Here is a 17838-nt window from a genome sequence, read left to right as displayed (position 1 = left end):
CACAAATTGTGTGGAACCGCCGCAACGGCAAAAGGTCAAGTTAACAGGCAGTCCATTCAGGCACTTCAGGCCTGCTGCCTCGCTTCCCCTAGTCATGAGAGGGCATTTTTTGTCTACATCTAACGAGTTGTTCAGTGCAAAAGCCGCCACTGGCATTGATGGTCTGGATGACATCCTGGCCGGCGGATTGTCCCGCGGCCACGTGTTTTTGCTGGAGGGTGAACCCGGTACCGGTAAAACCACCGTCGCGTTGCATTTTTTGATGGCCGGCGCACGAGCCGGCGAGCGCTCGTTGTACATCACGCTCTCGGAAACCGAGCGTGAATTGCGCCAGGGTGCGCTGTCCCATGGTTGGGAGCTCGATGAGCATATCCATATCTTCGAACTGACCCCGCCGGAAAGTCTGCTTAACGCGGAACATCAACAGAGCCTGCTGTACTCCTCCGACCTTGAGTTAGGCGAAGCGACCAAACAGATTTTTGAAGTGGTCGAACGGGTAAAACCAACCCGGGTCGTGCTCGACAGCCTCTCCGAAATCCGTCTGTTGGCCCAAAGTTCCCTGCGTTATCGCCGTCAGATTCTCGCCATTAAACATTACTTCGTGCGCTATGACGCCACGGTGGTGTTGCTGGATGACCTGACCACTGAATCCCTTGATAAAACCGTGCACAGCGTTGCTCACGGCGTTATTCGCCTTGAAGAATTGACGCCCAACTACGGCGCGGAACGTCGGCGGATACGCGTAGTGAAGTACCGCGGTCAGAAATACCGGGGTGGCTTCCACGACTTCACCATCATGGGTGACGGCGTGCACGTGTTTCCCCGGCTGGTGGCTGCCGAACATCGCGGCAAATACGTGCGTACGCAGTTGACCAGCGGCATTAAAGAGCTGGATGCCCTGCTCGGTGGTGGCATAGAAACAGGCTCCAGTACATTGATCCTCGGCCCCGCCGGTACCGGCAAGTCGCTGATCTCGATGATTTTCGCCGCAGCCGCTGTGGCAAGGGGCGAAAAGGCTGCATTGTTTATTTTCGACGAAGAACTCGGCCTGCTGTTCGAGCGCATGAGAAACATGGGCATCGATTTGCAAGCCCTGCAAGCCACCGGCAACCTGCTGATCGAGCAAGTCGATGCCGCAGAACTTTCGCCAGGCGAGTTTTCGCACCGGGTTCGCCGTTGTGTAGATGAACGCGGAATCAAGACGGTCGTCATCGACAGCATCAACGGCTACCAGGCAGCGATGCCTGAAGAAAACGCCCTGGTGCTGCACATGCACGAACTGCTGCTGTACCTCAATCGCCAAGGCGCCGCGACCTTCATGACGGTCGCCCAGCATGGCCTAGTCGGTGACATGCAGGCTCCGGTGGACATCACCTACCTGGCCGATACCGTGATTCTGCTGCGTTACTTCGAAGCACTGGGCAAGGTTCGCCGAGCCATCTCAATCATCAAAAAACGTACCGGCAGCCATGAATCGACCATTCGCGAATACCGCATCAGTGCAAAAGGCATGACCATCGGCGAACCACTGGACGCGTTCCAGGGCGTATTGCGCGGCGTCCCGACCTACATGGGCGCGAGCAAACCACTGCTCGGGGATGAACTCCCTTGACGGTCCGCGAAGCAATGTCCGAGCGCGCGATCATCCTCGCGCCGCTGGGACGTGATAGCCAAATTGCTCTGATGATGCTCAACGAAGCCGGTTTCGACGGCATCATCACGCGTGATCTGCCATCGATGTGCAGCGAGATTGCAAAAGGCGCAGGCCTGTTGCTGATTTCGTCCGAGGCTTTAATGGGGGGCGATCTTGATCCGTTGCTGGAGCTGATCGAACAACAGCCGGCCTGGTCCGATTTGCCCATCGTGTTGCTGACTTATCACGGTGGCCCCGAGCAAAACCCGGCGTCCAGATTCGGCCCGCAACTGGGCAACGTCACCTTTCTCGAGCGCCCTTTTCACCCCGTGACCTTGATCAGCCTGGTGACTACCGCACTGCGCGGCCGGCGACGACAATATGAAGCCAGGGACCGCTTGATCGATTTGAGTCAAAGCGAATTGCGCCTGCAAAACACCCTCGAAACCCTGGAACAGCAGGTTGAGGAACGCACCGCCGAGCTGCGGCACAATGAAGAAGCGCTGCGCCAATCCCAGAAGATGGAAGCAGTTGGACAACTCACGGGGGGCATTGCCCACGACTTCAACAACATGTTGACCGGGATCATCGGCAGCCTGGAGCTGCTGCGCCGGCGTTTGGCCCGTGGCCGTGTGGATGATCTGGACAGTTTGATCGATCTGGGTGTGACCTCGGCCAACCGCGCCGCTGGTCTGACGCACCGCCTGCTGGCGTTTTCCCGACGCCAGTCCCTGGATTCAAAACCGGTCGAGATGAATACCCTGGTGGTGTCGATGGGCGAATTGCTCCAGCGCAGCATCGACGAGAGCATCTACCTGGACATGCAGCTCAGCGATCGGTTGTGGGTGGCCGAGGCCGACCCCAATCAATTGGAAAGCGCCCTGCTCAATCTGGTGATCAATGCCCGGGACGCGATGCCCAATGGCGGCAAGCTGGTGGTGAAAACCTCCAATCAGCATCTGGATGCATCATTTACCGATGCCCATAGCAATCTCGAACCCGGCGATTACGTGGTGCTGAGTGTGACGGACACGGGCTGTGGCATGCCCCAAAGCACCATCAACCGTGCTTTCGATCCCTTTTTCACCACCAAACCCATTGGCCAGGGCACTGGCCTCGGGTTGTCGATGATCTATGGCTTCAGCAAGCAATCACGCGGGCATGTGGTGATCGACAGCGAGGTCGACAAAGGTACGACCGTGACCCTGTTCCTTCCGCGATTCGGCGGCGATGTGCCGTTTGATTCGCCGGCAGAAACGCCCTACGCGCCCTTTGCCCAGAACGGCGAAACGATCCTGATCGTTGAAGATGATCCTGCCGTTCGGGCGCTGGTCAGTTCAGTGTTAAGTGACTTGGGGTATGCGTTTGTCGAGGCGGGTGATGCGAACAGCGCGGTGCCTATCCTGGACTCGGTACAGCGTATTGACCTGATGATCAGCGATGTCGGGTTACCGGGTATGAATGGGCGACAACTGGCGGAAATAGGTCGGCAATACCGACCGGAACTCAAGGTCCTGTTCATCACCGGTTACGCCGAGCACGCTGCGGTGCGCGGCGGATTTCTTGACCCCGGCATGCAGATGATCACCAAGCCCTTCACCTTCGATCTGTTGACGGCGAAGGTGCGGGAAATGATCCGGATCTGACCCATTATGCCGATAAGCCGAGATGACCCTGTAGGAGCTGCCGAAGGCGTCGATCTTTTGATTTTATAAAAGCAAGATCAAAAGATCGCCGCCTTCGGCAGCTCCTACAGGGCATGCCGCGATTTTTTGCGGCATTTCAACAGGGTTCGCGGTGTTTCAAGACAGCATTTCCTGCATCAATTCCTGCAACACATCCAGATCGAACGGTTTGCCCAGAATCGGCGCCTTGCGGGTGATCGGACTGTCGGTCTCGCGGATTTCCTGCGGATAACCGCTGATGAAAATCACCTTGAGTTCCGGTCGCAGCTTCACCGCGGGTTCAGCAATCTGCACGCCAGAGATGCCGCCCGGCAGGCGGAAGTCGGTGATCATCATGTCCAGGTGCGGTTTGCTCGCCAGGATCTCGAACGCCTGCTCGCCATTTTCGGCCTGCAGCACGCGGTAGCCCTCGCCGGCCAGATAGGCGGACAACACCATCAAAATCGAGGGGTCATCCTCGACGACCAGTACTACGTCTTGCGCATCTTCACTCATGGGGAAGCCTTTGTTCGGTCAATAGCTGCTGATACGACCGTGGGGTCGATCAGAGGTTGCGTTTATCTGGCTGTTTTCCTACAGCGGCAGACAAACGCGAAACAGGGCGCCCTCGCCAATCCGGCTTTCGACGGTAATGGTACCGCCATGGGCAGTCACAATCTGTTCGGAAATAAACAATCCCAGGCCCAATCCGGCGACGGCGTGTTTGGCCGTGACGCGCTCGAACTGCTGGAAGATTCGCTTCTGGTTTTCCTCACCAATACCGATCCCCTGATCCCGCACTTCGACCCGCGCCTGACCGTTCTCACTGTACACCTTCACGCTGATCGGGCTCTTCGCGCCGTACCGTAACGCGTTGGTCAACAAGTTTGAGATCACTTGTTCGATGCGAAATTCATCCCAATGGCCGATGACCGATTCTTCGGCGTTCAGAGTGACCGAGGATTCAGCAGCGTCGATCTGCGGGGCGAAATTTTGCAGCAGGCCACGCACCAGCGCCGCCAGGTCAAATCGACTCGGCCGGATCGACAGCTTGCCAGTACGGATCCGTGAAACGTCGAGCATGTCCTCGATCAGGCGGATCAGGCTTTTGATCTGCCGCTCATCGCGGTCGACCATGGCGTGCATCTTGTCCAGGGTAAACGCAGCGGCGTTATCCCGGGCCAGGTGCATTTTGCGCAACTGGGTTTCAAGGATCAGGCCATTGAGCGGTGTGCGTACTTCGTGGGCAACGATGGACATGAAGTCATCGCGCATGCGCACCGCCTGCTCCAGTTCCCGCTGGGTACTCTGCAATTGAACAAGCAGCGCCTCCTGTTCCCGGCGGCTCTGCTCCAGGGCTTCGACCTGCTGTTTCATGGCCTTGCTCTGCCGATACAGGTCGACAAACACATTGACCTTGCTCTTGACCGCATGGATGTCCAGCGGCTTGTGCAGGAAGTCCACGGCCCCGCTTTCGTAGCCCTTGAACGCATAGTTCAGCTCACGGCCCGCCGCACTGACGAAGACAATCGGAATGTTCTTGGTTTTTTCGGTGCCGCGCATCAGCTCGGCCAGCTCGAAGCCGTTCATGCCCGGCATTTGCACATCGAGGATGGCCATGGCGAACTCGTGTTGCAGCAGAAGCGACAAGGCTTCGTCCGCGGACAAGGCTTTGTAGACCATGCGGTCTTCACGCTTGATCAGCGCTTCGAGCGCCAACAGGTTCTCCGGCAGATCGTCAACGATCAGCAGTTTGGCTTGGATATTACTTAGCATGCGATTCGTTCCAGCTCGACAAGCAAACGGCCGATGCCGCGTAGGGGGAGAATGTGATCCGGCTGGTGCACATCCAGTGCAGCCAATGGCATGGTCGCCACCTGGGCCTCGTCAGGGTCCTGCACAATGGTCAGGCCGCCCAGGTACTTGACCTTGGCCAGCCCATTCGCGCCATCGCGGTTGGCGCCCGTCAGCAATACCGCAGCCAGGTTTTCGCCATAGGCGTCAGCGGCGGACTCGAACAGGTAATCGATCGCGGGCCGCGAATGATGAACGCGGTCTTCCAGGCTCAGGGAAAAGCTGCGGTCCTGCTCGACCGACAAGTGATAACCGGGAGAAGCGAAATACAACGTGCCCGCTTCAATCGGCGTTTTGTCATCGGCTTCCAGCACGCGCATCGAGACCCGACGGTCGAACACTTCAGCCAGCTGGCTGCGACGTGCGTCAGGCAGGTGCAGCACCACGATGATCGGCAGCACGAAACCTTCGCGCAACGGGCTCAGCAGGTTCAGCAACGCTTCCACACCGCCCGCCGAGGCGCCGATCACGATGGCTTTAATTGTAGGCAGCTGCAGGGCATCGTTCATGATTTGCGGTAAATCCGTTCTTGTTTGACCAAGGGTTCGAACTGCCTGCCAAAGCCTGAAAACTCCGGTGTTTCCTTGCTGCCGAGGACCAGAAAGCCGCGGTGGCAAAGTGATTCGTGGAACAGTCCGAACGCGCGATCCTGAAGCTTTTTATTAAAATAGATCAACACGTTACGACATGAAATTAATTGAGTTTCCGAGAACACACTGTCGGTCGCCAGGCTGTGGTCGGCGAAGGTCACGTTCTCGCACAGCGATTTGTCGAAAATGGCATAGCCATAGGCCGCCGTGTAGTAATCGGCGAACGAGCGCTGGCCGCCGGCCTGCTGGTAATTGGCCGTGTACGCCCGGACATTCTCCATCGAGAAAATCCCCTGCTTGGCTTTATCCAGCGAGCGCGGATTGATGTCCGTGGCGTAGATGATGGTGCGATCGAGCAAACCCTCTTCGCGCAGCAGAATCGCCATTGAATAGACTTCTTCGCCCGTGCTGCAGCCGGCGATCCAGATCTTGATCGAGGGATACGTCTTAAGCAGCGGCACCACTTCCTGGCGAATGGCCAGGAAGTGCGACGGGTCACGGAACATTTCGCTGACCGGGATCGTCAGCAATTGCAGCAACTGCATGAACGCCGTCGGATCGTGCAGGACTTTTTCCTGCAGGGCCGAGATAGTGGCGCACTCGAACTGGCCTAACGCGTGTTGAACCCGGCGCTTGATCGAAGCACCGGAATAGTCGCGAAAGTCGTAGCTGTACTTGAGGAAAATCGCCTCGATCAGCAACCGCAGTTCGATTTCGCTATTTCGCTCTGAATGATTGCGTTCCACTAAATGCGTTCCATTTTCGGTAACCACACGCGAATCAGCGAGAACAGGCGATCCAGATCGATGGGCTTGGCCAGGTAGTCGTTGGAGCCGGCCTGCAAGCAGCGCTCCTGATCATCCTTCATGGCCTTGGCCGTCACCGCAATAATCGGCAGCTTGCGCCAGCGCGGGTCTTTGCGGATCTCGATGGTGGCTTCGAAACCATCCATCTCCGGCATCATCACGTCCATCAACACCAGATCGATGTCCTCGACTTCATTCAACTTTTCAATCGCCTCTCGACCGTTACGGCCGATGACCACGACTGCACCCTTTTGCTCCAGCGCACTGGTGAGGGCGAAGATGTTGCGCACATCGTCGTCCACCAGCAGCACCTTGCGACCCTCGAAGACCTTGTCACGACTGCGCGCGGTCTTGAGCATTCGCTGGCGTTCATGGGACAACTTCGATTCGACTTTGTGCAAAAAGAGTGTGACCTCATCCAGCAGGCGCTCCGGAGAGCGCGCGCCCTTGATGATGATCGAACGCGAGTACTTGCGCAGCTCGGCCTCTTCGTCCCGGGTCAGGTTACGTCCGGTGTAGACGATCACCGGCGGGAACGAGCAGATGTCTTCGGTGGACATGCGCTTGAGCAGGTCGTTGCCGAGCATGTCCGGCAGCTTCAGATCGATGATCATGCAGTCGAAGATGGTCGTGCGCAGCAGATCGAGGGCTTCCTGGGCGAGACCGACGGCGGTGATTTCGATGTCTTCATCACCGATCAAGCGAGCAATGCTGTCCCGTTGCAGATCGTCGTCTTCAACCAGCAGCACCCGTTTGACTTTCTGGGTCAGCTTGGCTTCGAGACGGGCAAACACATCCTTGAGCTCTTCGCGCGTCGTTGGCTTGACCGCATAACCGATAGCGCCCATGTGCATGGCCGCTTCAACCCTGTCCTCGACGGAGATCACGTGCACCGGGATGTGCCGGGTTTCCGCGTGTTCCTTGAGGCGCTGCAACACCGTCAGGCCGGAGTGATCCGGCAGGCGCATGTCCAGCAAAATGGCATCCGGAAGGTACTCTTTGGCCAGGTCATAGCCTTCGTCGGCTCCATGGGCGACCAGGCACTGGTAACCCAGCTCATGGGCCAGGTCGTAGAGAATGTGCGCAAAATTCGGCTCATCTTCCACCACCAGAATGCAGCGCGTGGTGAACGGTGCCTTGGTGCGATCATCGTTGAAACGCGGGATATCAACCGGGGCTATCAGGGGTACTAACGCAGCGGGAATGGCCTGCGGTGTGACGGCTACTGGTGAAGACCTCATCGGTTCAACCGGTACATCACCCGGCTCGACATACTGCTGAGGCAGTACCAAGGTGAACACACTGCCCTGCCCTGGTTCGCTGGTGACGCTGATCGACCCACCCAGCAATGCCGCCAGGTCGCGAGAAATCGACAAGCCCAGGCCAGTTCCGCCGTAACGGCGATTGGTGGTGCCATCGGCCTGGCGGAAGGCTTCGAAAATGCTTTCCTGCTGATCGGCGGCAATGCCAATCCCGGAGTCGCGCACGACAAAGGCGATGCCGTCGTTTGGCTGCGACGCCACCGTCAGGGTCACAGTGCCTTTCTCGGTGAACTTCACTGCGTTCGACAACAGGTTCTTGATCACCTGTTCCAGTCGCTGGCGGTCGGTGTAGATCATCATCGGCGACCCGGCCTGCAGCTCGATCTGGAAATCCAGATGCTTGTCCGCTGCCAATGGCTGGAACATCCCGCGCAAACCGTCCACGAGGCGAGCGACGCTGGTGTTCTCCGGCCGCACTTCAAGCTTGCCGGCCTCGACCTTGGAGATGTCGAGGATGTCGTTGATCAGGTTGAGCAAGTCATTGCCCGCCGAATAGATTGACTCGGCAAACTTGACCTGCTCGGCGCTGAGATTGTCCTGAGGGTTTTCCGCGAGCAACTTGGCCAGGATCAACGAGCTGTTCAGCGGCGTGCGCAGTTCGTGGGACATGTTGGCGAGGAACTCGGATTTGTACTTGCTCGAACGCTGCAACTCATCGGCGCGTTCTTCCAGCTGAGTCTGGGCGTGATTGAGCTCGGTGTTCTTCTGGTCCATGGCGTCGCGCTGATCCGACAGGATCTGTGCCTGCTCGGCGAGCTGTTCGTTGGTCTGCTCGAGCTCGACCTGCTGGGTTTCCAGGTGCGCCTGGGATTCCTTGAGAATTCGCGATTGCTCTTCAAGCTCTTCGTTTGCAGTCTTGAGCTCTTCCTGCTGGACCTGCAGCTCTTCGTTGAGCTGTTGAGTTTCGGCCAGCACTTCCTGCAATCGCTGGCGATAACGTGCGGCTTCTATGGAAGTGCCGATGTTGCCGGCAATCAATTCGAGCAGTTCGACATCGCGGTCGCTCAATGGGCGCAGGAAGCCCAATTCGATGACGCCGTTGACTCGTTCGTCATCACTGGTCGGCACCACTAGCACGCTGTGGGGCAAGCCTTCGCCGAGGCCGGAGCTGACTTTGAAATAGTCGCTCGGGACGCTGTCGAGGCGAATCAGGCGGGCCGTTTGCGCCACCTGACCGACAATGCCTTCATCGCTGTAAATATGTTGATCAAGCGCTTCCTGCTCCCGGGAAAAGCCGTAACTCGCGACGCGCTTCAGGCCCCCGTGTTCTTCGCGAACATAAATAGCCGCCACCGCCGTGCCCAGGTATTGCGCACAGAATTGCAGGATATTGCGTCCCAGCAGATTCAGGCTGAGCTGTCCGAGGACCTGCTCTGCCAGTTCGGTCTGGCCATTGCGCAACCAGGCTTGCTGCTCCAGGCGTTGGGCGCTGGCCTCTTGGGCGGCAAGATTGGCACCGTAGCTTTGCGACAGGTTGAGCAGATCCCGCCGGCCAATGTAGGCCAACAGTCCGCTGATCGCCGCGACGAACAGCAGGTAAAGGGTGATGCTCCAGATCGTGGTGCGGCTCACCTCGTTATTGCGCGCGGTGCGCAACTGCTGCTCCATGTCGATCACGTCTTCGAACTGCTTGCGGATTTCATCCGTCAGCCGCTTGCCACGCCCGGCCTTGACCGCACCGCGGTAGTCGCCACTGGTACGCTGCATGTCAATCATTGACTGTGCATAGTCAGCCCATTCGCCCTGCAACGCTTCGAGGCGATGAAGGCGATCGGTCTGAACCGGGTTGTCGGCGGTCAGCTCCAGCAGCGTATCGAGCGCGACTTTGAGTCTGGGGCGGGCGGTTTCGTAGGGTTCGAGGAATTTCTCGTCTCCACTGAGCAGATAGCCGCGCATGCCGGTTTCCAGATCGACGGTCAGCTTTACCGCTTCATTGGCGTTATTGATCACCCTGTCCGTGTGCTCGACCCATTGAATGGTCGACAGCAGATAAGTGATCAGCGAAATGAAGAACACAGCACTGACCAGGCCTACGCCCAGCGGCAGGCTGACGTTACGGCTCAGAAGTTTACGGAAACGTTGCTCATCAACCGAGGACGCAGAGGTCATGGGGCAGCCTTGTCGAACCAATGAAAACCACGGAGTTTGCCCCAAAACGGCTGCTTTGATCCAATTTTCTGACACGTTTTTGCGCAAAATCCTACATTCAGCTGCTACCGCGCAACGGACCGGTTATCCTTGCCGCGCTTGCGGGTCTATTCTTTTTCTGTCACCACGGGAACTTCTCGGGTCCCGTCGATTACTCAAGCAAGACTCCGGCGAATTTGATCGCCCGGCCACCGTACATTTATTCTTTGGGAACCCACTATGTCCTCCAACGCGTCCATCATTCTCGTAGTAGAAGACGATGACATCGTGCGCATGCTGATCGTCGATGTGCTGGAGGAACTGGAGTTCAAGGTGCTTGAGGCGGACGGCTGCGAGCAAGCGCTGGAATTTCTGAATGATGAAGATCAGCACATTGACTTGATGATGACCGATGTCGGTCTGCCAGTGATGGACGGTCGGGAATTGGCCACCCAGGCGCGAATGGTCCGCCCGACATTACCCATTCTGTTTGCCAGCGGTTATGCCGAGAGCATCGATGTGCCGGCCGGGATGTCGGTAATAGGCAAACCGTTTTCGATTGATCAATTGCGTGACAAGGTCACAAGCATCCTCGCAAGCGAATAAACCATCAATATCCAGCGCCGCGGTCCAGGACCGTTTTGCGCTATGGGTTAACATCACGCCTTATTTTCACTGCGCCCCCTGCCTGCTTCAAGGAATGCCTCATGAGTCAACCCCACGCAACCAAAGTCCTGGTCATTGGTTACGTCTGGCCCGAACCCCGCTCTTCGGCGGCCAGTGGCCATGTCATGCAAATCCTCGAGGCGTTTGTGCAACAAGGCTGGGACATCACGTTCAGCAGTCCCGCCGGCGCGGGCGAACATCCGGCAGACCTGACGGCACTGGGCATTCGCCAAGTGCCGATCGAGTTGAACAACAGCAGTTTTGACACCTTTGTCAGCGAACTGGCCCCGGACATCGTGCTGTTCGATCAATTCATGATGGAAGAACAGTTTGGCTGGCGCGTTGAGCAACAGTGCCCCGACGCCTTGCGCGTGCTCGAAACCTCGGACCTGCAGAGTCTGCGACACGCCCGGCACCAACGACTCAAGGACCGGTTGAAGGTCAGCGACGATAACCACGATTTCAACGAACTGTTCGCGCCCGCGTTGCGTGATGAGTTTGAGCACATGGCCGATACGGATCTGGCCAAACGGGAACTGGCAGCGATTTATCGTTGTGACTTGACGCTGATGATTTCCGAAGTGGAAATCGAGTTACTGGTTGAGCAGTTCAACGTGCCTCGCAACTTGCTGCACTGGTGCCCGTTGATGGTCGATTTGCCGACTCAGCCATTCCTACCCTTCGAAGAGCGGGCGAATTTCCTGAGTATCGGCAACTTCCGCCATGCACCGAACTGGGATGCTGTTCTCTGGCTTAAAACCGCGATCTGGCCGTTGATTCGTCAGCAATTGCCCACTGCCCAACTCCACATCTACGGCGCCTATACACCGCCCAAAGCGACGGCGTTACACAATGCCGCGCAAGGGTTTCATGTCATGAACTGGGCCGAAGATGCCTTGCAAGTCATGTCGGCGGCGCGGGTGTGCGTCGCGCCGCTACGATTCGGTGCGGGCATCAAAGGCAAATTGGTGGACGCCATGCTCTGCGGCACGCCCAATGTCACCACGCCCGTCGGTGCAGAAGGCATGCACGGCGAAGAACCCTGGCCAGGCGCGATAACCCGCACCGCACAGCAATTTGCAGACAGCGCAGTACAACTCTACAAGGACGAAAAAACCTGGCTTGACGCACAGGCCGCAGGCGTGGAACTGCTGTCGCGCCGCTACCTCAAGACCGATCATGGCCCGGTGCTGATCGCCCGCCTCCAGGCCTGTCAGCAGCAAATAAACACGATCAGAAGGGACAATTTCACCGGGAGCATGCTGCGCCACCATCACCACAAGAGCACGCAATACATGGCGCAGTGGATTGAAGCAAAAAACCGTCAGACCCTTCCTACGGGTGGCACGAACCACCCGTAACGAGGCATGATCAGCGTGCGAGAACAATAAAAGCGCCCTGACATGAGCCGAGCAGCCAGAGTTACCGACCCCTCCTACGAGCTGATGGACGACCACAACGGTCTGTCCATCATCTATCGCCAGCATGGCTTCCCCTGCCCTTTAGTGCGCTGGCATTTCCACAAGGAATACGAACTGCACCTGATCGTTGCCAGCTCCGGCAAGGTGTTCATCGGCGATTACATCGGCAATTTTTACCCGCAAACCCTGTTTCTTACTGGCCCCAACCTGCCCCATAACTGGATCAGCCAGGTCGCCGAAGACGAGGTGGTGCCCAAGCGCGACATGCTGGTGAATTTCACGGATGAATTGTTCGACAGTGGTCACCTGGTCTTCGCCGAGCTCAAGGCCCTGGCGCCACTGCTTGAGCGTGCGCAGTACGGTATCGAATTCCGCTGCCAGCGCACGATCCGCCAGGCGATGAGCCTGATGCAGCGTATCGCCGACACCCAAGGCGTGACCCGTCTCGGGCATTTTTTCATATTGCTGGAGTTGCTGGCCGCTTCGGACGATTACCAATTGCTGTCCGGCGCTACCACATCGCAACTGGCCGATGAGCATAACGTTGACCGCACCAACCGCGCGGTCGATTACATCTTTGCCCATTACGCACGGGAACTGCCCCTGGAAGAAGTCGCCGCGCACCTGGGGATGAAGCCGACGTATTTCAGCCGTGTGTTCAAGCAAGCCACCGGGCGCTGCTTCATCGAGTTCGTCAACCGCTTGCGCATCAGCAAGTCCTGCGAATTGCTGGCGGACGGCGACAAGCCGGTGACCGATGTCTGCTTTGAGTCGGGTTTCAACAATATCTCCAATTTCAATCGACGCTTTCAACAGCTCAAGGGCATGACGCCTTCGCATTATCGGCGGTTGGCGGTGCAGCGTTTGACTGAGCAAAACCAGCACTGACGCTTTCCCCTGTAGCCGCTGCCGAAGGCTGCGTTCACCTGCGCAGCAGGCGCCATCGTTTCCGTTTTTTAAACTCTGGATTCGCCGTATGACCCACATTCGGCGAGCGCTGCGCACTCGAACGCAGCCTTCGGCAGCTGCTACAGAAGTATCCGACGTGGCATCTTCGCACCCGCCTGTCAGTGCAAAATAGTATCGGTTTGAGTGCGATGAACAATTTGTCACGCGCTCGATTGAACGTTGTAATCAGTGCACATTCTTCCGGTCTCCGGCAGACACAAAAACAATAACTGTCCTTCTGTCCCCCCTCGGGTGCAGAAAAGGAGTGCACGATGCAACCTTCTGCAAAAGCTCTGCTTGCCCTCGCCTGCCTGACCTTCAGCAGCGTCAGCCTTGGCGCCCAGACCCTGACCATCGCCACCGTCAACAACAGCGACATGATCCGCATGCAAAAGCTCTCGAAAACCTTCGAAGCCGAGCATCCGGAGATCAAGCTCAATTGGGTGGTGCTTGAAGAAAACGTCCTGCGCCAACGCCTGACCACGGACATTGCGACCCAGGGCGGTCAGTTCGACGTTCTGACTATTGGCATGTACGAAGCCGCACTCTGGGGCGCCAAGGGCTGGTTGGAGCCGATGAAGGATTTGCCCGCCGCGTATGCGCTCGACGACGTGTTTCCTTCCGTGCGTGAAGGCCTCTCGGTCAAGGGTTCGTTGTATGCCCTGCCGTTTTACGCTGAAAGCTCCATCACTTATTACCGCACCGACCTGTTCAAGGATGCCGGCCTGACCATGCCCGAGCGTCCGACCTGGGAGCAGATCGGTGAGTTCGCCAGCAAACTCACCAACAAAGACAAAGAACAGTACGGCATCTGCCTGCGCGGCAAAGCCGGTTGGGGCGAGAACATGGCCCTGATCACCACCCTGGCCAACGCCTACGGTGCGCGCTGGTTCGACGAAAAGTGGCAGCCGGAATTCACCGGACCGGAGTGGAAAAACGCGCTGAATTTCTACGTCGACATCATGAAAAAATCCGGCCCGCCGGGCGCGTCGAGCAACGGTTTCAACGAAAACCTTGCGCTGTTCAACAGCGGCAAATGCGCGATCTGGGTCGATGCCAGCGTTGCCGGTTCGTTCGTCACCGACAAGACCCAGAGCAAAGTCAGCGACCACGTCGGCTTTACCTATGCCCCGCATCAGGTGACGGACAAAGGTTCGGCCTGGCTCTATTCCTGGGCGCTGGCGATTCCGGCCAGTTCCAAGGCGAAAGACGCGGCGAAAACCTTCAGCGCCTGGGCCACGTCCAGGGAATACGGTGAACTGGTCGCCAAAACCGACGGCATCGCCAACGTGCCACCAGGCACTCGGGCCTCGACCTACAGCGAGGCGTACATGAGCGCCGCGCCGTTCGCCAAGGTGACGCTGGAGTCGCTGAAAGCGGCGGACCCAAGCAAGCCGACGCTCAAGCCTGTGCCTTACATCGGTATTCAGTTGGTGACGATTCCCGAGTTCCAGGGCATCGGCACCCAGGTGGGCAAATCGTTCTCGGCAGCGCTCATCGGTCAGACCACGGTCGATCAGGCCCTGGCCGCCGCCCAGCAGACTACTGAACGAGAGATGAAGCGCGCCGGTTATCCCAAGTAATCCCGCACATTCCCCTTGGGATGGTGATTGTGGCGAGGGAGCTTGCTCCCGCTCGGCTGCGAAGCAGTCGCAAAAGTTATGGGGTCGCTTCGCAACCCAGCGGGAGCAAGCTCCCTCACCACAAAAGCCTGCTCCGACATTTGATCGTCATGCACCTGTTCTTAACTGGTTCTAATGCCATGAATATTTCAACTGCCAAAGCTCACATGGACATTCCCCAGCCGGTGCGTAAAAGCCGGCTGGCCAATCCCGGCTGGTTTCTGGTCAGCCCTTCCGTAGCCTTGTTGCTGCTCTGGATGATCGTGCCGCTGGGCATGACCGTCTATTTCTCGGTGATTCGCTACAACCTGCTCAATCCGGGCGAAAACGAGTTCGTGGGGCTGGAGAACTTCACCTATTTCCTGACCGACTCGGGGTTCATGCCCGGGGCCACCAATACTTTGCTGCTGGTGGGCAGTGTGCTGCTGATCAGCGTCGTACTCGGCGTACTGATCACTGCGTTGCTGGAGGCCAGTGAGTTTCTCGGTCGCGGCATCGTTCGGGTCATGCTGATCTCGCCATTCTTCATCATGCCCACCGTTGGCGCCCTGATCTGGAAGAACCTGATTTTCCATCCGGTCTCGGGGATTCTTGCCTACGTCTGGAAACTGTTCGGCGCGCAACCGGTGGACTGGCTGGCGCACTACCCGCTGCTGTCGATCATCATCATCGTGTCCTGGCAATGGCTGCCCTTTGCGATCCTGATCCTGATGACCGCCATGCAGTCCCTCGACCAGGAACAGAAAGAAGCCGCACGCCTGGACGGTGCCGGGCCGATCGCGATTTTCTGGCACCTGACGCTGCCGCACCTCGCTCGGCCGATTGCGGTGGTGGTGATGATCGAAACCATCTTCCTGCTCTCGGTGTTCGCCGAAATCTTCACCACCACCAACGGTGGACCCGGCTATGCCTCGACCAACCTCGCGTACCTGATCTACAACCAGGCGCTGGTGCAGTTCGACGTCGGCATGGCATCGGCGGGCGGATTGATCGCCGTGGTGATTGCCAACATCGCGGCGATCATCCTGGTGCGCATGATCGGCAAAAACCTGACAGACAAAGCCTGAGGCCTGCCATGACTCTTCAACAATCCCGTCGCCTGCAAAGCCTGCTGCTCGGCACCCTGGCCTGGGCCATCGCGATCCTGATTTTCTTCCCGATCTTCTGGATGGTGCTGACCAGTTTCAAAACCGAAATCGACGCCTTCGCCACACCGCCGCAGTTCATTTTCACGCCGACGCTGGAGAACTACCTGCACATCAATGAGCGCAGCGATTACTTCAGCTTTGCCTGGAACTCGGTGGTGATTTCCTTCAGCGCCACCGCCCTGTGCCTGTTGATCGCGGTGCCTGCGGCCTATTCCATGGCGTTCTACGAAACCCCACGCACCAAAGGCACGTTGCTGTGGATGCTCTCCACCAAAATGCTGCCACCGGTGGGCGTGCTGATGCCGATCTACCTGCTGGCCAAGAGCTTCGGGCTGCTGGATACGCGCATCGCGTTGATCATCATCTACACGCTGATCAATCTGCCGATCGTGGTCTGGATGATTTACACCTACTTCAAAGACATCCCCAAAGACATCCTCGAAGCTGCGCGTCTGGACGGGGCCACGCTGTGGCAGGAAATGGTCCGCGTGCTGCTGCCGATCGCCAAGGGTGGCCTGGCGTCCACGGTGCTGCTGTCGCTGATCCTGTGCTGGAACGAGGCGTTCTGGTCGTTGAACCTGACCTCGTCGAAAGCCGCGCCACTGACCGCGCTGATTGCCTCGTACTCGAGCCCCGAAGGTCTGTTTTGGGCCAAGTTGTCGGCAGTCTCGACGCTGGCCTGCGCGCCGATCCTGATTTTTGGCTGGATCAGCCAGAAACAACTGGTGCGCGGCCTGTCGTTTGGCGCTGTGAAATGAACATCCCGAACCCAATGCCATTCCCTGTAGGAGTGAGCCTGCTCGCGATGAGGCCGTGTCAGTCGACATCATTGTCGAATGACACTCCGCTATCGCGAGCAGGCTCACTCCTACAAAAAAGCTCGCCCGGCTCAAACGAATAACAATACTGCGGAGGCCCATCATCATGGCCAACCTGAAAATCAAGAATCTGCAAAAAGGCTTCGAAGGCTTTTCCATCATCAAGGGCATCGACCTGGAAGTGAACGACAAGGAATTCGTGGTGTTCGTCGGCCCGTCGGGTTGCGGCAAATCCACCCTGTTGCGCCTGATTGCGGGTCTGGAAGAAGTCAGCGGCGGCACCATCGAACTCGATGGCCGTGACATCACCGAAGTCAGCCCTGCCAAGCGCGACCTCGCGATGGTGTTCCAGACTTACGCCCTGTACCCGCACATGAGCGTGCGCAAAAACATGTCGTTTGCCCTGGACCTGGCCGGCGTATCCAAAGCCGAGGTAGAGAAGAAAGTCGGTGAAGCCGCCCGCATCCTCGAACTCGGGCCGATGCTGGAACGCAAGCCTAAACAATTGTCTGGCGGGCAGCGTCAACGCGTGGCCATCGGCCGGGCCATCGTGCGCAACCCGAAGATTTTTCTGTTCGACGAACCGCTGTCCAACCTCGACGCCGCACTGCGGGTGCAGATGCGTCTGGAGTTGTTGCGACTGCATAAAGACCTGCAAGCGACGATGATCTACGTCACCCACGACCAGGTCGAAGCCATGACCATGGCTGACAAAGTCGTTGTGCTCAATGGCGGCAAGATCGAGCAAGTGGGCTCGCCACTGGACCTCTATCACCAGCCCGCCAACCTGTTTGTCGCAGGCTTTCTCGGCACGCCGAAAATGGGCTTCCTGAAAGGCAAGATCACCCGCACCGACGGCCAGGGCTGCGAAGTGCTGCTGGACGCCGGCACGCGTATTACCTTGCCGCTGTCCGGCGCGAACCTGAGCGTTGGTGGCGCCGTGACCCTGGGCATTCGCCCAGAGCATCTGGAACTGGCGCAAACCGGTGATTGCACACTCAACGTCACCGCCGACGTCAGCGAACGCCTGGGCAGCGACACCTTCTGCCACGTCGTCACCTCCTCGGGTGAAGCACTGACGATGCGCGTTCGCGGCGACCTGGCCAGCCGTTATGGCGAGGCCCTGAGCCTGCACCTGGATGCTCAACACTGCCATTTGTTCGGTGCCGACGGCGTGGCGTTGACGCGCCCGTTGCGTGCAGCGGCCTGATCTTAGAGA

14 protein-coding genes are annotated in these 17838 nt (G+C 58.0%); 9 read left to right on the top strand and 5 right to left on the bottom strand.

What is annotated here, in order from left to right:
* Positions 1-109: 109 nt before the first annotated feature.
* Together GBC55_RS15470 and GBC55_RS15465 are read left to right on the top strand one after the other, a co-directional pair.
* On the top strand, positions 110-1612 hold the full coding sequence (locus GBC55_RS15470; protein ID WP_162438212.1) for an ATPase domain-containing protein: 1503 nt from the start codon (positions 110-112) through the stop codon (positions 1610-1612).
* Positions 1609-3279, top strand: coding sequence for a response regulator (locus GBC55_RS15465; protein ID WP_162438211.1), 1671 nt, complete (start codon positions 1609-1611; stop codon positions 3277-3279). Before GBC55_RS15470 ends, GBC55_RS15465 begins: the two co-directional genes overlap by 4 nt.
* A 156-nt stretch (positions 3280-3435) precedes the next feature.
* Here the strand turns inward: GBC55_RS15465 and GBC55_RS15460 are convergent, their stop codons facing one another.
* The 5 genes from GBC55_RS15460 to GBC55_RS15440 all read right to left on the bottom strand — a co-directional run bounded on the left by GBC55_RS15460 (position 3436) and on the right by GBC55_RS15440 (position 9978).
* Positions 3436-3813: a response regulator gene (locus tag GBC55_RS15460; RefSeq protein ID WP_162438210.1), complete on the bottom strand. Its 378-nt coding sequence runs from the start codon at positions 3811-3813 to the stop codon at positions 3436-3438.
* 78 nt (positions 3814-3891) lie between these two features.
* On the bottom strand, positions 3892-5073 hold the full coding sequence (locus GBC55_RS15455) for a hybrid sensor histidine kinase/response regulator (RefSeq protein ID WP_162438209.1): 1182 nt from the start codon (positions 5071-5073) through the stop codon (positions 3892-3894).
* The gene (locus GBC55_RS15450; RefSeq protein ID WP_162438208.1) at positions 5067-5660 is read right to left on the bottom strand and encodes a chemotaxis protein CheB; all 594 of its coding nucleotides are present in this window, start codon (positions 5658-5660) and stop codon (positions 5067-5069) included. Before GBC55_RS15450 ends, GBC55_RS15455 begins: the two co-directional genes overlap by 7 nt.
* The gene (locus GBC55_RS15445; RefSeq protein WP_162438207.1) at positions 5657-6487 is read right to left on the bottom strand and encodes a protein-glutamate O-methyltransferase CheR; all 831 of its coding nucleotides are present in this window, start codon (positions 6485-6487) and stop codon (positions 5657-5659) included. Before GBC55_RS15445 ends, GBC55_RS15450 begins: the two co-directional genes overlap by 4 nt.
* Positions 6487-9978 carry a response regulator gene (locus GBC55_RS15440; RefSeq protein ID WP_162438206.1) on the bottom strand — a complete coding sequence of 1164 codons (3492 nt, stop codon included), beginning with the start codon at positions 9976-9978 and terminating at the stop codon, positions 6487-6489. Before GBC55_RS15440 ends, GBC55_RS15445 begins: the two co-directional genes overlap by 1 nt.
* 258 nt (positions 9979-10236) lie before the next feature.
* On the opposite strand from GBC55_RS15440, the gene GBC55_RS15435 reads away from it, so the two are divergent.
* The 7 genes from GBC55_RS15435 (at position 10237) to ugpC (ending at position 17829) form a co-directional block, all read left to right on the top strand.
* Complete coding sequence (locus tag GBC55_RS15435) at positions 10237-10602, top strand: response regulator (protein WP_162438205.1); 366 nt, start codon at positions 10237-10239, stop codon at positions 10600-10602.
* 101 nt (positions 10603-10703) lie between these two features.
* Positions 10704-12023: a glycosyltransferase gene (locus GBC55_RS15430; protein ID WP_162438204.1), complete on the top strand. Its 1320-nt coding sequence runs from the start codon at positions 10704-10706 to the stop codon at positions 12021-12023.
* 42 nt (positions 12024-12065) lie between these two features.
* Positions 12066-12971 carry an AraC family transcriptional regulator gene (locus GBC55_RS15425; RefSeq protein ID WP_162438203.1) on the top strand — a complete coding sequence of 302 codons (906 nt, stop codon included), beginning with the start codon at positions 12066-12068 and terminating at the stop codon, positions 12969-12971.
* A 332-nt stretch (positions 12972-13303) separates the two neighbouring features.
* Positions 13304-14614: a sugar ABC transporter substrate-binding protein gene (locus GBC55_RS15420; RefSeq protein ID WP_162438202.1), complete on the top strand. Its 1311-nt coding sequence runs from the start codon at positions 13304-13306 to the stop codon at positions 14612-14614.
* 206 nt (positions 14615-14820) lie between these two features.
* Positions 14821-15720, top strand: a complete 900-nt coding sequence (locus GBC55_RS15415; RefSeq protein ID WP_247266925.1) for a sugar ABC transporter permease — start codon at positions 14821-14823, stop codon at positions 15718-15720.
* An 8-nt stretch (positions 15721-15728) separates the two neighbouring features.
* Positions 15729-16559: a carbohydrate ABC transporter permease gene (locus GBC55_RS15410; RefSeq protein ID WP_162438200.1), complete on the top strand. Its 831-nt coding sequence runs from the start codon at positions 15729-15731 to the stop codon at positions 16557-16559.
* 166 nt (positions 16560-16725) lie between these two features.
* Positions 16726-17829: a sn-glycerol-3-phosphate ABC transporter ATP-binding protein UgpC gene (gene ugpC, locus GBC55_RS15405; protein ID WP_162438199.1), complete on the top strand. Its 1104-nt coding sequence runs from the start codon at positions 16726-16728 to the stop codon at positions 17827-17829.
* Positions 17830-17838: the final 9 nt, after the last annotated feature.

Origin of the sequence: Pseudomonas sp. TNT3, from assembly GCF_010095445.2 — a bacterium.
GTDB lineage: Bacteria > Pseudomonadota > Gammaproteobacteria > Pseudomonadales > Pseudomonadaceae > Aquipseudomonas.
Note: the sequence above shows the minus strand (reverse complement) of the source record. Positions and strands in the feature narration are given on the sequence as shown.

Coding starts and splice junctions, on each gene's coding strand:
- GBC55_RS15460 (WP_162438210.1), bottom strand. CDS start 3,813: ATGAGTGAAGATGCGCAAGACGTAGTACTGGTCGTCGAGGATGACCCC.
- GBC55_RS15455 (WP_162438209.1), bottom strand. CDS start 5,073: ATGCTAAGTAATATCCAAGCCAAACTGCTGATCGTTGACGATCTGCCG.
- GBC55_RS15450 (WP_162438208.1), bottom strand. CDS start 5,660: ATGAACGATGCCCTGCAGCTGCCTACAATTAAAGCCATCGTGATCGGC.
- GBC55_RS15440 (WP_162438206.1), bottom strand. CDS start 9,978: ATGACCTCTGCGTCCTCGGTTGATGAGCAACGTTTCCGTAAACTTCTG.
- GBC55_RS15435 (WP_162438205.1), top strand. CDS start 10,237: ATGTCCTCCAACGCGTCCATCATTCTCGTAGTAGAAGACGATGACATC.
- GBC55_RS15430 (WP_162438204.1), top strand. CDS start 10,704: ATGAGTCAACCCCACGCAACCAAAGTCCTGGTCATTGGTTACGTCTGG.
- GBC55_RS15425 (WP_162438203.1), top strand. CDS start 12,066: ATGAGCCGAGCAGCCAGAGTTACCGACCCCTCCTACGAGCTGATGGAC.
- GBC55_RS15420 (WP_162438202.1), top strand. CDS start 13,304: ATGCAACCTTCTGCAAAAGCTCTGCTTGCCCTCGCCTGCCTGACCTTC.
- GBC55_RS15415 (WP_247266925.1), top strand. CDS start 14,821: ATGGACATTCCCCAGCCGGTGCGTAAAAGCCGGCTGGCCAATCCCGGC.
- GBC55_RS15410 (WP_162438200.1), top strand. CDS start 15,729: ATGACTCTTCAACAATCCCGTCGCCTGCAAAGCCTGCTGCTCGGCACC.
- ugpC (WP_162438199.1), top strand. CDS start 16,726: ATGGCCAACCTGAAAATCAAGAATCTGCAAAAAGGCTTCGAAGGCTTT.